Source organism: Hathewaya proteolytica DSM 3090, from assembly GCF_900142225.1.
Taxonomy (GTDB): domain Bacteria; phylum Bacillota; class Clostridia; order Clostridiales; family Clostridiaceae; genus Hathewaya; species Hathewaya proteolytica.
The window spans coordinates 77768-91173 of sequence record NZ_FRAD01000009.1 but is presented as its reverse complement, the minus strand read 5'-3'; the positions used below and the strand labels follow the sequence as shown (position 1 = coordinate 91173).

The window sequence follows — 13406 nt, the reverse complement described above, 5'->3', positions numbered from 1 at the left end:
AGAAACCTCCTAAATAATCTAACCTACTTATTATTATTACTTTCTTAATTATAAAGCAGGTTCAAAAATATATCTACAATAATTTTAATTTTTCTGTGTATGTGATAGAATATGTATGTAAACAAATTTTATAATTATGAGGTAATGTTTATGAAACATGGATCTTTACAAAAAAAATACATGCTTTTTGACTTAGATGGAACACTTACAGATTCCGGTGAAGGTATAATGAATTCCTTTCAGTATGCCCTAGAGCAATTTAATATACAAATCAAAGACAAAAGTGAATTGCGACGGGTAATAGGTCCCCCTCTAAAGCAATCCTTTATGGAGTTTTTCCATATGTCAGAAAGCGTTGCCGATAAAGCAATAGAGGCTTATAGGGTTTACTTTAAAGAAAAGGGCATATATGAAAACAAGCTATATGACGGTGTGACTAGCATGTTACATATTTTAAAAAGCTTAAACAAAACAATCATACTTGCCACTTCAAAACCCACCATTTTTTCAGAACAAATTTTAAAACACTTTGATATACACAAATACTTCACCTACATCTCAGGTAGTACTCTTGACGGACTTAGATCTGAAAAGGAAGATATAATTAATTATGCTCTAAAAGAGAACAATATATTCAATCCTGCAGAAGCTATCATGATCGGTGACAGAAAATTTGATATAGAAGGTGCTAAAAAGTGCAATATAGATTCAATTGGTGTTTCATATGGATACGGTTCTGTAGAAGAATTAAAGTCATGCAACCCAACTCACTGCGCTGCTAATATACCAGAACTACTAAGCTACCTTGTAGGAAAAAACAGCTATTATTAACCCTTGGTTAACCATAGCTGTTTTTAACATTTGTATTTTATCTTCTTACATATATTCTTTTGTCATGGAAGAAGGGCTTTGACTCATATCCCTAGGCACTCCTGCAAATAAAAGCTCTCCACCTTCATTTCCGCCTTTGGGGCCAAGTTCTATAATATAATCTGCATTTTTCATAACATCCGTGCTGTGCTCAATTAAGAAAAGTGAATTTCCCTCATCCACCATTTCATTGAATAAAATCATGAGTTTTTTTATGTCTTTTAGGTGAAGTCCATTGGTTGGCTCATCCATTATAAAGATCTCTCCCTTTTTTCCTAACTCACTGGCCAATTTTACTCTTTGAAGTTCCCCACCAGACAATGTTGTCATGGATTGATTTAGATGGATGTACTCAAGACCTACTCGTTGAAGACAATTTAGCTTATGGATAAATTTTTCTCCCTTAAAAAACTCAATTGCTTCTTTTACTGTGAAATCCATTACTTGAGAAATATTTTTCCCTTTATATTCATACATCAAAACATCTTTGCTATATCTGTTGCCATTGCAAAGCTCACACACCGTTTCTACTGAATCCATAAAAGCCATTTCTGATATAATTACGCCCTTACCCTTGCAGGCAGGACAAGCACCTTCAGAATTGAAACTGAAGATGGATTTTTTTACTTTATTACTTTTCGCAAAAATTTCCCTTATATCTTCTGCTATTTCCAAATAAGTGGCGGGAGTTGATTTTATGTTTATGCCAATGTCTTTTTGTCCTATGAAGATAACATTATTCCCATGGTCTCTCAAAAAGTACTCCATCAGTGAACTCTTACCCGAGCCAGCTACACCAGCTATAACAGCCATAACCCCCAATGGAAGCTTTACATTTATATTTTTTAGGTTGTGAAGGTCAGCTGAGTTTATATCTATCCATCCCTTAGGTTTTCGAAGAGTAGCTTTAAATTCACTCCCTTCTTTCATAGCAATGCCAGTGGCACTTTCACTTTTTAGCAATCCATCATAACTTCCAGTAAACACTACATTGCCACCCTGACTGCCACCACCTGGTCCCATATCAACAATATAATCTGCCATCTTTATTATTTCCCTATGATGTTCCACAATTAGAACTGTGTTCCCATGTTCCTTAAGTTTCACAATTGAATCCTTTAATAACTGTATATCCCTGGGATGCAGTCCTGCACTTGGTTCGTCTAAAACATATACCATATCAGTCAAAGCTGAATTTATATATTTTGCTATTTTTATTCTCTGTGCTTCTCCTCCTGACAAAGTTCCTGTTCCTCTGCTTAGAGATAAGTATGATAACCCTATTTCCACAAGGGCTTTAAGCCTTCCACATATTTCTCGTTTTAAGTCATAGCCCCTGGGATCCTCTATGCCTTCCATGAACCTAATAGCCTCTGGAATTGGCATTTCAGCAACTTCTGCTATGTTTTTACCATTTATTTTACAACTTCTTATTTTTTCATTTAACCTAGTCCCATGGCACTCTGGGCAAGTTCCCTTTGTCACCATTCTTTCTAGAACTTTTTCTCTCATTTGTCCTTCTTTTGTGTTAATTACACTTCTATACATTCTGGGATATATCCCCTCAAACTTTGCAGATTTAGGCCAATTAGATGGAGGATTTTTTAATCTTATCTGTGGTGAGTAAAGAAATAAATCTAACTCTTCCTTTGAATAATCCTTAATCTTCTTATTTAAATCAAAAAGCCCACTATAAGCATATCTTTTCCATCGCCACGCCCCCGTTGTGAAAGCAGGGTAGTCTATTACACCTTCGTCATTAAGGCATTTGTTAAAGTCCACTAACTTGTGCACATCTAGATCCACTACTTGACCTAATCCCTCACATCTTGCACATTGACCATTAGGATGGTTGAAGGAAAAACTATCTGAATATCCTACGAAGGGCTTACCCACTCTTGAAAATAAAAGCCTAATTAAAGGGAAAATATCAGTATATGTACCCACTGTAGATCTAGCGTTGGCCACAGGTTTTTTTTGATCTATTACGATGGTAACAGGCAAGTTCTCGATTCTCTCAACTTTGGGCCTTCCATACTTAGGCAAGTATTGTTGTACAAAGGTAGGGAAAGTAGAATTCAGTTCCCGCCTAGATTCTGCCGCAATAGTATCAAAACAAAGAGAAGATTTCCCCGATCCAGACACTCCAGTAAACACTGTTATTTTTTTCTTTGGAATGCTTACAGTGACATTCTTTAAGTTGTTTTCATAAGCATTGATTATATTAATGTACCCCATATTATTGTTCATTTATTTTCCCTCCACAAAATTGATGATTCTCTCCGCCATCTTTTTTGGGCTCAATCCATACAAATCGTACAGCAACTCCGGAGAACCGTGAGGTATGAATGTATCTTCATATCCAAAGCTCATAAATTGACCTTCGTACCTACAGTTATTGAGTTCTTGAAGTATAAGAGATCCCATACCTCCTATTATCACGTTGTCCTCCATGGTTATGACATGAGTGGATGATTTGCTAATCTCTCTAATCATATTTTTATCTACTGGTTTCACAAAGCTAGCATTTATAATCTCTATCTCTATATTTTCCTTCTCTAATAACTGCTTTGTAATTACAGCTAATTCCACCATTTTCCCAGTGGCAATAACTTTAATTGCTGATGCACCACATATTTTCTCATAAGTTGCCAACTCTACAGTAGCTCTTGGAGTCAGCTTTACCGAGCTGCAGTCGCCACCTCTAGGGTATCTTATGGCAACTGGACCATTATGCTGCAACGCCCAATCCAACAGCACACTGATTTCTTCTACGCATTTTGGACATACAATAACCATATTGGGTATATTGTTTAGGTAGGACAAATCAAAAATACCTTGATGAGTTTCTCCATCTTTACCTACTATCCCGGCTCTATCTATGGCAAATATAACAGGAAGATTTTGCAAACACACATCGTGGAGAATCTGATCGTAGGAGCGCTGAAGAAAAGTAGAATATACAGCAAAAATCGGTCTAAGCCCTTGTGATGCCATGCCAGCAGCTAAAGTTACAGCATGTTGTTCTGCAATACCCACATCAAAAAATCTTTTAGGAAAAATCTTAGAAAACTTTGACAAACCAGTACCGTCTGGCATAGCTGCAGTTATGGCAACTAATTTAGTATTGATTTGGGCACATTCTATTATATAATTTCCAAATTCCTTTGAGTATGTATTGTGATTTTTACCAATAATTTCACCGTCCTCAGGATTAAAAGCCCCAATACCATGAAACTTATTAGGATTCAGCTCTGCAAACTCATATCCCTTGCCTTTTTTTGTTATAACATGTATAACTACAGGTCCATTTATCAGCTTTGCACTTTCGAAAACCTCCACCAAATCCTTCACATTGTGGCCATCTATTGGACCAAAATACTTAACACCTAAATCTTCAAAATACATCACTGGAACCACTATCTGTTTAATGCCACCCTTTAATTTTTCCAGGCCTGATATTATCTTTTTCCCCATAACAGGTATTTTGTTAAGAGTTTTGTTGAAATTGTTTTTAAATCTATTGTATCGAGGTGCATACCTTAGTTTTGAAAGATATGCAGAGACTCCTCCCACATTTTTTGATATAGACATTTGATTATCATTTAAAACTATAATCATATTAGTCTTATTGTACGCAACGTCATTTAGCGCCTCCATGGCCATACCGCCTGTCAAAGCTCCATCTCCTATAACAGCTATAACGTCGTGATCCTTACCTTCTAGATCCCTAGCTCGTGCCATGCCTAAAGCAGCGGAAATAGAAGTAGAACTGTGGCCCGTGTTAAAAAAGTCATACTGGCTCTCGCAAGTTTTAGGAAATCCGCTCATTCCACCATATTCTCTTAATTGCTTAAAACCTTGTTTTCTACCAGTTATCAATTTATGAACATAGGATTGGTGACCCACATCCCAAACAATTTTATCTTGGTCAAAATCAAACACCTTGTGCAGACTCAATGTAAGCTCTACTACTCCTAGATTAGAAGCCAAATGGCCACCAGTTTTGGAGACTTCATTTACAAGGAAATTTCGTATTCTTTTACTTTCCTCTTTTAACTCTTCCAAGGACATACTCTTAACATCTATAAAATCACACTTGTTTTCTATATTATCCATCAATTTTCCTCTTATCACATATAAATGTTTAACTATATTTTTCTTCACTAATATTACATAACTCTATTATATAATATATCATGATAATTTAAAGTAACAATTGCTTTAAATTAAAAAGACTAGTTTATATCTACGTACTTATTCTTATTCTTTTTCCAAAAGTAAATATAGTATGCAATAAACATTATTGATGTCAATGTCCAGCTCAGTGGGTAGCACAAAGCTATAGTAGGTATAGTTCTGTTAAGAGGTACTACAAAAAATACCCATACAACTCTGAATAAACATATTCCTACGGCAGTCATTACAGTAGGTATTACTGAAATACCCATTCCACGCAATCCTCCTGCTATAATATCAACGCAAATAAAGGTTATATACGTAGGACTTATCCACCTTAGAATTATCATGCCTTTTTCAATAACTTCAGCATCTTGGTTAAATATATAGAATATATACTTGCCGAAAAATACATATATTAAACTCATAATTATTGTGCCCAAAGCAGTAAGTCCTAAACATTGGTTTATTCCTTTTTTAACTCTGGTATATTTTTTTGCACCAAAGTTCTGACCAGCAAAAGTGGTTATGGAAACTGAGAAAGCTCCTATCATCATCCAGAAAATACTATCCATTTTCGCAAAGGCTGTCCACGCTGCTATGGTATTAGTTCCTAAGGTATTAATAGCCACTTGAACTAGAATATTAGACGAACTGTACATAATAGATTGTATGCCGTTTGGTACCCCTATTCTTATTATTTCATTAAATCTGTTCTTATAAAATTTAATTTTATGAAAATAAAGTCTATAACATTGCTGTGACCTTGCAAGGACCAATATAACAAGGACTGAACTAACAAGTTGTGAAACAATAGTTGCAATAGCAACTCCTGCAACGCCCCACTTGAAAACTACTACAAAAAGAAGATCCAATACTATATTTGTAAGACATGCTACAATTAAAAATATTAAAGGCCTAGTTGAGTCCCCCACAGCTCTTAATATTGCGGAACCTATATTGTATATAAGATTGGGTATTAATCCTATGAAATAAATTCTTATATATATTAGTGAATAATCCATAATTTCCTCTGGTACTTTCATGACTTTCAAGGCAAATGGAGTAACAAAGAAATTTACAATCATAAGTATAAATCCACCTGCAATTGCCAGGGCAATAGACGTATGGACAGCTTGAGAAACTTCTCTGTCTTTTCTAGCACCATAATACTGAGAAATTATCACTGTAGCACCTGCAGACAAACTAACAAAGAATCCTACCATTAAATCAATGAGGGTTCCTGTAGCTCCTCCCACAGCGGACAATGCTTCCTTTCCCAAAAAATTACCTACAATTATGGCATCTACCGTATTGTATAACTGTTGAAAAAAACTTCCAAATAAGATAGGTATAAAAAATATCATTATTTGTTTCCATATAACGCCTTCTGTAATATCCAATTCCATATTAAATAATTTTTTCAAAGTAATTTTCCTCACACTTACCACCTCCTATATCCTTATAATTATGACTTAAACTATAGTTTTTTTCAATACATTATTGTAAACATTAACACTTTTTTAAATTAGACTACTATTTTTTCTGTACTTTTTACAAAATATGACTACATATCCTATTTTGTATGAATGTGTAGCCATATTTTTAATTTAATGCAATTTATTTAGTTGATTTTATTCTGAAAAGCTTTTCCACGTGTCATAGCCTACAACCCCATCTTCAATTAGCAATTTGGATTTTTGCCAAGCCTTTACTTTCTGTTCAGTTTTATCTCCGAAAATTCCATCAGCATTTATGCCTAACAGATTTTGAATGTGCTTCACTGCCACAGCATAGCTACACCATTTTTTCAGCACTGGAAGCTTTTTTATGGCATGCAAAGTCCTCTCTCCTAATATTCCGTCCACAACTAGACTTTGATTATTCATGTCTTTTATATTTAATTGGTTTGCAAGGATTTGTATCCACTTAGTCTGCTGATTAAAATGAATTTTCTCCGTCTTATTAAATTTTCTTAGAACTTCTTCTTTAAACCTTTCCCACAAATTATTTTTTATAATATTTCTCGGACAATTTTTCCCACTGGCATCAAAGTGTCTTACCACATTTTCTATGGGTATATTGCTTTGCTTCATTATAATGGCAACTAATTCAGTACAATTAAGATATGCCTTTTCAAAATCACCATCCTCATTAACGCAAATTTCTATGCCAATAGAATTATTGTTAGTAATCTTAGAGTATCCAACATTGTCCCCCACATGCCACGCTTTCTCATCATGGTGTAGCAGCTGTATTGCTTTTTTATCATCAACTACATAGTGAACACTTGTATTGGCTGAAGTATTACTATTCCAATATCTATAGTGGGCTTCAGCATCAGCCCCTCTTCTTTTGTTGTCAGTTTCGTGTATAACAATAAATTCAGCCTTTATTTTTCTGCCAACAGAATAATTTCTATTAATGTGTTTCATAATAATTTCCATTGAACTACCCCCAATTTATCTGACGCTTACATTAATAATATATGCAATGTTTAATATTTGATTTACATTGCTATATTATTAATATTATAATATAAGTATATTAGGCAATTTTAAGGAGGAACCATAAATGAGCATCTGCCAAATTATAACGGATAGCACAGCAGACTTAAAAGATTCTTTACTAGAGTGTAACCATCTACACGTTATGTCTATACCTCTTACATTAAAAGAGCACGAAATCTCTTACGTAGATAACAAAGATTTTCATATTCACGACTTTTACAATGATTTGAGAGAAGGGATTGCTTACAACACTTCTCAGATATCTCCAAATACATACAATGAAGTATTTGAAAGATACCTGAGTGAGGGGCAAGATATATTATATATAGCGTTTTCATCGGCGTTAAGTTCAACGTACAATTCAGCTTGCATTAGTGCTTCGGAACTTAAAGAGAAATACCCAAATAGGAAATTATATATATGCGACTCGCTTTGTGCCTCTGCAGGTCAAGGACTTTTGGTTCAAACTGCAGTTGAGAAACAACTTGAGGGTATGAGTATAGATGAACTATACCAATGGGTAGAGCATGCAAAAAACCAAATATGCCATTGGTTTAGTGTAAAAGACCTTATGTACCTTAAAAGAAGTGGAAGATTGTCATCTACACAAGCATTTCTCGGAACAGCTTTTAAAATCAACCCAATACTTCACGTAGATCCTACAGGTCACCTTGTCCCAGTTACAAAAGTTAGGGGAAGGAAAAATTCTATTCATAAAATCGTAGAAACCTTTGAAAAAGGTTGGGATGGCGACAAATCAAATTACGTATTTATTGCTCATGGAGATTGTGAAGAAGATGCAGTATATCTTCAAAGCTTGCTTTTAGAAAAATACCCAGATGTTAAATTCCACATAACCACCATAGGACCTGTTATTGGTACCCATGCTGGCCCAGACGTAATACTTTTATGTTATTTTGGAAACAATAGATAAGCACTTATACTTTTATACATTTCACATAACTTTTATCTTACTTAGATTTTAAATAAAGCTTGAAAATAATATTTTCAAGCTTTATTTTTATTTTAGACTAAATGAAATATCCCCTTTTCCCTCATTCCAATTTACCTGAATTATTGCCCCATTTATCATGGTCATTTTAGGAGCTACGTGCCCAATATCAGCATCCATTATTATTGATATGTTTTCTATATCATAGAGAGCTCTTAATATTGCTTCACTGTATGTCATTCCAAACACTTCATTTTTAATTGCTACCCTTCCAAAGACAAAGGCCTTGCTGTGTTTAAACCAACCAGCGTACTTTAGCTGCAATAAGGCAAGGTATAAATGGGCACTGTCCATCTCGCACACATCCAAATACCACACTATGCCATTATCCTTATATTTTTCAAGAAATACCTTTGTATAATCGTATTCAGTACCTACTAAGTTGCACAATACCTCTAGGCATCCACCTATACATCTTCCCTTAAAGTTCTCATGACCCCTTAATTTAAGCCACTCCACTCTTTCTGTTAAATTGTATCCAGAAAAATCATCTTTCCCACTGCCTTTTTTTTCATAGTGTTCAAAGCTATATTGTTTTACCATATTACCTTTTACTATTTCAAAACAATTTTCAAGACTCTCGTGAATTTTATTTTGATCAAAGGAGGATGCATTATTGCCATAAAGTGTTGCTATATCTAACTTTGTAGTTATTGTATACAAAAGAGATGTGGGGTCTGAATAACCCATTACCCATTTTTCATTTCGGTCTATAACTTCATAGTCAATATAAGGCATCATATCAAATTGAAACATTCCACCTGTGGCACAGATTATGATTTTAACCTTTGGATCCTGAAATAAATCTTTAAGTTGCAGCCCTCTCTCCTTGGGACTTGAACTGAAAATATCATTTTTTCTTACATTTTCAGTTTCTCTAATGTTATAGCCTTGTGCCCTTATATTCTCTATGGACTTATTATAATTATTAATTTTGTATCCAACACCTGCACTAGTAGCTGTTACTCCCACTGTATCACCCTTATTTAAAAAATTGGGGTACCTCATCTTATATCACCTTTCCTTCAAATATTTTTGTATATACGAAAAGGAAGTATAACCTATAAGTAGTTATGCTTCCTTTTTAGTTTATGCCATGACTATTTCTTATTGCCTCTTAGCCTGAATTACATTCCATCCCTTTTTTTTATATAAATAATCATATGTTCCAAACAGAGATTCTATTTTTTCTAGTGAGCTTGCAAGTCCATGTTTTTTATTCATAACAAATATAAACTTTCCACCATTTTTTAAATGTGAAAAGGCTTCCTCGTACATTTTAAAAACTACTTGTTTACCAGCTCTTATTGGTGGATTAAGTATTATATAATCAAATTCACCTTCTATACTGTCAAAACAATTGCTTTGAATTATTTGGGCATTTTCTATGTTATTTATTTGGCAATTTTTTTCTACTAGCTCTATAGCCCTTTTATTCACATCTGCCATGGTAATATCTATATTTGGGTAGGCTTTTTTTAATGTGATTCCCACGCATCCATATCCACATCCCAAATCCAGTACCTTACCATCTAACAGTGGTAGATTATTTATGAGAATATCCGTACCTTCATCTACATGATCCTTTGAAAACACACCGGAATCTGTGATAAAACAAAGACCATTACCTTTAAAGCCGTATCTAATTTCCTTGTAATCATGAGGCAATAATTCGTCATTAATAAAATAATGTGCCATATTTATTCTCCTCAAAACCTATACTGCACCATATTCGCTAAGATATTTTTCAATTCTAGCCTTCATAGTGTCATCAATATACACTTTTCCGTTTATCTCCTTATTGTATAGATATTCAAGAATGTCATCTATAGTTACAATAGGATGTACCTTTATACCGAATTCTTCTTCTAACTCTTGAAGAGTAGATTTATTTCCTTTTTTACCCTTTTCTTTTCTATCCACAGCAATTATCAAATCTGTCACATTTACTCCTGGCACGTTTTTAAAGATATCCATACTTTCTCTTATGGCAGTTCCTGCAGTAATTACGTCTTCAATTATAACGATATTGTCACCACTTTCAGGGGCTTTACCTACAAAAATTCCACCTTCACCGTGATCCTTTGCTTCTTTCCTATTAAAACATATTGGGGCATTTACTTTATATTTGTTGGACAATGCTACAGAAGCAGATACTACAAGTGGTATACCCTTATATGCAGGTCCAAATAACAGATTCACATCATCCTTTAAAAATTCATGATAGCAATCTGCATAAAATTCTCCAAGTTTACTAATATGAGCACCAAACTTATAATTGCCAGTATTTATAAAATAAGGAGTTTTCCTGCCACTTTTAGCTGTAAAATCTCCAAATCTTAAAACATTGGCTTCTACCATAAGCTCTATAAATTCTTCTTTGTATTTCATCATATCCTAAATTTCCCCCTTCTAGTCTCTTATAATTTCACACTGTTTATTATTTTAATTCATTTGTGTAAAATACACAAGGTGGTTGCTTATAATAATTTCTCTCTTATTTCATCCCCAGTTAAATTGATAAGATATGCTGGAGCTATATCAAAAACAGTTTTACAACCAATATGACCTTCATTTCTTAATCTATAGGCAGCTCTAGCATAAGTTACAAGAATAGAGCCTGTAAATTCTGGGTTTGAATCTAGCTGAAGACTGTACTCCACAATCTCATTATTTTGATCTTTCCACCCTGTTCTGCCACTTCTTATGACAAATCCACCATGTGGAATTCCACTGTGGTCCCTTTTAAGTTCTTCTTCTGTTATAAAGTGTACAGTTGTATCATACTCAACAAAATAGTTTGGCATATTTTTAATTTCCTGTTCAATTTCATTCTTGTCCGCGCCATCTTTAGCTACAACGTAACACTGTCTAGTGTGTTTTTGCCTTACAGTAAGCTCAGGATTTTCTCCTCTTCTCACAGATTTTAAGGAAGATTCCACCGGAATGGTATACTGTTTTGCATCCTTAACACCTTCGATTCTCCTTATAGCATCCGAATGCCCTTGACTTACACCCTTGCCCCAAAAAGTATAGTCTCTTCCTTTCGGCAATATGGCATTTCCCATAAGTCTATTTATTGAAAACATACCTGGATCCCATCCCACAGATATAATGGCAATATTATGACCTTCTTTAGACGCTTCGTCCACAACTTTAAAGTGAGAAGGTATATTGTGATGTGTATCAAAACTGTCAACTACATTAAAATACCTTGCATATTCAGGTGTCTGTTTTGGAAGGTCTGTAGCACTCCCTCCGCAGATTATAAGTACATCAATTTTGTCTTTATACTGTAAAATTTCCTCAGTGGAACAAACCTTTGCATTTTCGTCCCTTATGTCTATTCCCTTGTCGCCTCTTCTTGAAAACACCGCAACTAATTCCATATCATCATTCTGTTTTATAGCCGATTCAACACCTTTTCCAAGGTTTCCATAACCTAATATTCCAATACGAATACTCACAATACATCCTCCTTATGTCAATTGATATTATTATTTGCAAGTCATAATGTCTAAAATTAATTCGTCAGTTTTAGTCATACCATCCCTGCCTATTTTGGCAAGGTTCTCTATGGTTTTCTCTATGTCACGGTCGATAATACCATCGTTATATGATATTTCAATGCCATCCATAGCTAACAATGCCGACTGAATAGCAGCACTTACACCAGTTGAAACCTTTAGAGCGCATCCTGTTTTAGCACCATCGCAAATCATTCCAGCTATGTTTCCAGTCATATTTTTGATAGCGTATTCTATTTTTGTTTCGTCACCATCCATAAGATACACTATACCAGCACTGGCTCCTGAAGATGCTACAACGCACCCACACAAAGCAGATAACCTTCCAAGATAGGATTTTATATGTATAGCAACTAAATTTGCGATTACAAGTGCCCTTGCCAATTTTTCTTCTGAAACATTTAGATGTTCTGCAACAACCACCACCGGCATCATCACCGTAATCCCCTGATTTCCACTACCTGAATTGCTCATTACAGGAAGCATACACCCAGCCATTCTTGCATCGGAAGCAGCAGCTGTCATTGCCATTGCTCTATTTTGGATATCATCACTAAGGATGTGCTTATCAATTTTATCCTTTAAAGTCTTTCCAACTTTTAAACCATAGTTATTTTTTAATCCCTCAAGAGCCACGGTTTTATTCATAACAGCGCCCTGAAGGATAAATTCTATTTTTTCAAACTCTACTGCAGTTGCAAAATTGTATATTTCCTTGATATTAGTATGAGAGGTGTCCTCATGATAAACTTCTACATCTTTACTACCTTGATTTTTATCTTTTGAACACTGCCTTTTTAACATCTCCTTGCCGTCTACAACTATAGATGTTATATTGCTATGACATTGCTCTATGGTAACACAGCTTGAATGTTCATTAAAATAACATGAAACTTGAACATACAACTTGCTCTCAGTATCCTGAGATTTCACCGTTACCTTGCTTTCCTTTACATATTCCTTTGCTTTTTCGATATGTTTAGGGCTGATATCCTTAAGCACCTCTAGTACTGCATCAGCATTTCCTCCAATAACACCTAAAGCCGCTGCTATGTGCAAACCAACCATGCCAGTTCCGGGGATCCCAACTCCCATGCCATTTTTCAATATATTGTGGCTCACCACCACGTCTATTCTGTCTGGTTCGTAACCAAGTACTTCCCTGGCCTTGGCAGACGCCAATGCAACAGCTATGGGCTCAGTACATCCTAGCGCCGGAACAACTTCACTTTTCAACAAACCTATAAAAAAACTGTCATCGTGCTTCATATTCACATTATGCAAACAAGCGCTTGCTCCTCCTCATCA

The 13406-nt window shown here is 34.9% G+C and carries 11 protein-coding genes; 2 read left to right on the top strand and 9 right to left on the bottom strand.

Translation table 11 applies throughout. The features are described from left to right. Nucleotides 1-150: 150 nt before the first annotated feature. Nucleotides 151-831 (top strand): HAD family hydrolase, encoded by a 681-nt coding sequence (locus BUA73_RS06385; protein ID WP_072903316.1) that lies wholly within the window; start codon nt 151-153, stop codon nt 829-831. A 45-nt stretch (nt 832-876) separates the two neighbouring features. On the opposite strand, the gene BUA73_RS06380 is transcribed toward BUA73_RS06385, so the two are convergent. The 4 genes from BUA73_RS06380 to BUA73_RS14070 form a co-directional block, all read right to left on the bottom strand. Then, on the bottom strand, nt 877-3120 hold the full coding sequence (locus tag BUA73_RS06380; protein ID WP_072903315.1) for an ATP-binding cassette domain-containing protein: 2244 nt from the start codon (nt 3118-3120) through the stop codon (nt 877-879). Beyond that, the gene (dxs, locus tag BUA73_RS06375; protein WP_178139232.1) at nt 3121-4992 is read right to left on the bottom strand and encodes a 1-deoxy-D-xylulose-5-phosphate synthase; all 1872 of its coding nucleotides are present in this window, start codon (nt 4990-4992) and stop codon (nt 3121-3123) included. A 116-nt stretch (nt 4993-5108) separates the two neighbouring features. Continuing rightward, nucleotides 5109-6491 (bottom strand): MATE family efflux transporter, encoded by a 1383-nt coding sequence (locus BUA73_RS06370; RefSeq protein ID WP_341465306.1) that lies wholly within the window; start codon nt 6489-6491, stop codon nt 5109-5111. A 192-nt stretch (nt 6492-6683) separates the two neighbouring features. Continuing rightward, nucleotides 6684-7496, bottom strand: a complete 813-nt coding sequence (locus BUA73_RS14070; RefSeq protein WP_072903313.1) for a peptidoglycan recognition protein family protein — start codon at nt 7494-7496, stop codon at nt 6684-6686. A gap of 127 nt (nt 7497-7623) precedes the next feature. Here BUA73_RS14070 and BUA73_RS06360 point away from each other — a divergent pair, with 127 nt between their 5' ends. After that, nucleotides 7624-8493 carry a DegV family protein gene (locus tag BUA73_RS06360; RefSeq protein ID WP_072903312.1) on the top strand — a complete coding sequence of 290 codons (870 nt, stop codon included), beginning with the start codon at nt 7624-7626 and terminating at the stop codon, nt 8491-8493. An 87-nt stretch (nt 8494-8580) separates the two neighbouring features. On the opposite strand, the gene BUA73_RS06355 is transcribed toward BUA73_RS06360, so the two are convergent. The 5 genes from BUA73_RS06355 to BUA73_RS06335 all read right to left on the bottom strand — a co-directional run bounded on the left by BUA73_RS06355 (nt 8581) and on the right by BUA73_RS06335 (nt 13373). Further along, complete coding sequence (locus tag BUA73_RS06355; protein WP_072903311.1) at nt 8581-9579, bottom strand: S66 family peptidase; 999 nt, start codon at nt 9577-9579, stop codon at nt 8581-8583. Nucleotides 9580-9678: 99 nt separating this feature from the next. After that, nucleotides 9679-10269, bottom strand: coding sequence for a class I SAM-dependent methyltransferase (locus BUA73_RS06350; RefSeq protein WP_072903310.1), 591 nt, complete (start codon nt 10267-10269; stop codon nt 9679-9681). A gap of 18 nt (nt 10270-10287) precedes the next feature. Then, nucleotides 10288-10965 (bottom strand): orotate phosphoribosyltransferase, encoded by a 678-nt coding sequence (pyrE, locus tag BUA73_RS06345; protein ID WP_072903309.1) that lies wholly within the window; start codon nt 10963-10965, stop codon nt 10288-10290. Between the two features lie 86 nt (nt 10966-11051). Further along, entirely contained in the window at nt 11052-12038 is a 987-nt protein-coding gene (locus tag BUA73_RS06340; protein ID WP_072903308.1) for a diaminopimelate dehydrogenase, read from the bottom strand. Between the two features lie 30 nt (nt 12039-12068). Continuing rightward, nucleotides 12069-13373 carry an L-cysteine desulfidase family protein gene (locus tag BUA73_RS06335; protein WP_242942344.1) on the bottom strand — a complete coding sequence of 435 codons (1305 nt, stop codon included), beginning with the start codon at nt 13371-13373 and terminating at the stop codon, nt 12069-12071. Between the last annotated feature and the right edge of the window lie 33 nt (nt 13374-13406).

Excerpts from the sequence above, each read along its gene's own strand:
- pyrE (WP_072903309.1), bottom strand. The coding sequence starts at position 10,965 with ATGATGAAATACAAAGAAGAATTTATAGAGCTTATGGTAGAAGCCAAT.
- BUA73_RS06360 (WP_072903312.1), top strand. The coding sequence starts at position 7,624 with ATGAGCATCTGCCAAATTATAACGGATAGCACAGCAGACTTAAAAGAT.
- BUA73_RS06355 (WP_072903311.1), bottom strand. The coding sequence starts at position 9,579 with ATGAGGTACCCCAATTTTTTAAATAAGGGTGATACAGTGGGAGTAACA.
- BUA73_RS06385 (WP_072903316.1), top strand. The coding sequence starts at position 151 with ATGAAACATGGATCTTTACAAAAAAAATACATGCTTTTTGACTTAGAT.
- BUA73_RS14070 (WP_072903313.1), bottom strand. The coding sequence starts at position 7,496 with ATGGAAATTATTATGAAACACATTAATAGAAATTATTCTGTTGGCAGA.
- BUA73_RS06380 (WP_072903315.1), bottom strand. The coding sequence starts at position 3,120 with ATGAACAATAATATGGGGTACATTAATATAATCAATGCTTATGAAAAC.
- BUA73_RS06350 (WP_072903310.1), bottom strand. The coding sequence starts at position 10,269 with ATGGCACATTATTTTATTAATGACGAATTATTGCCTCATGATTACAAG.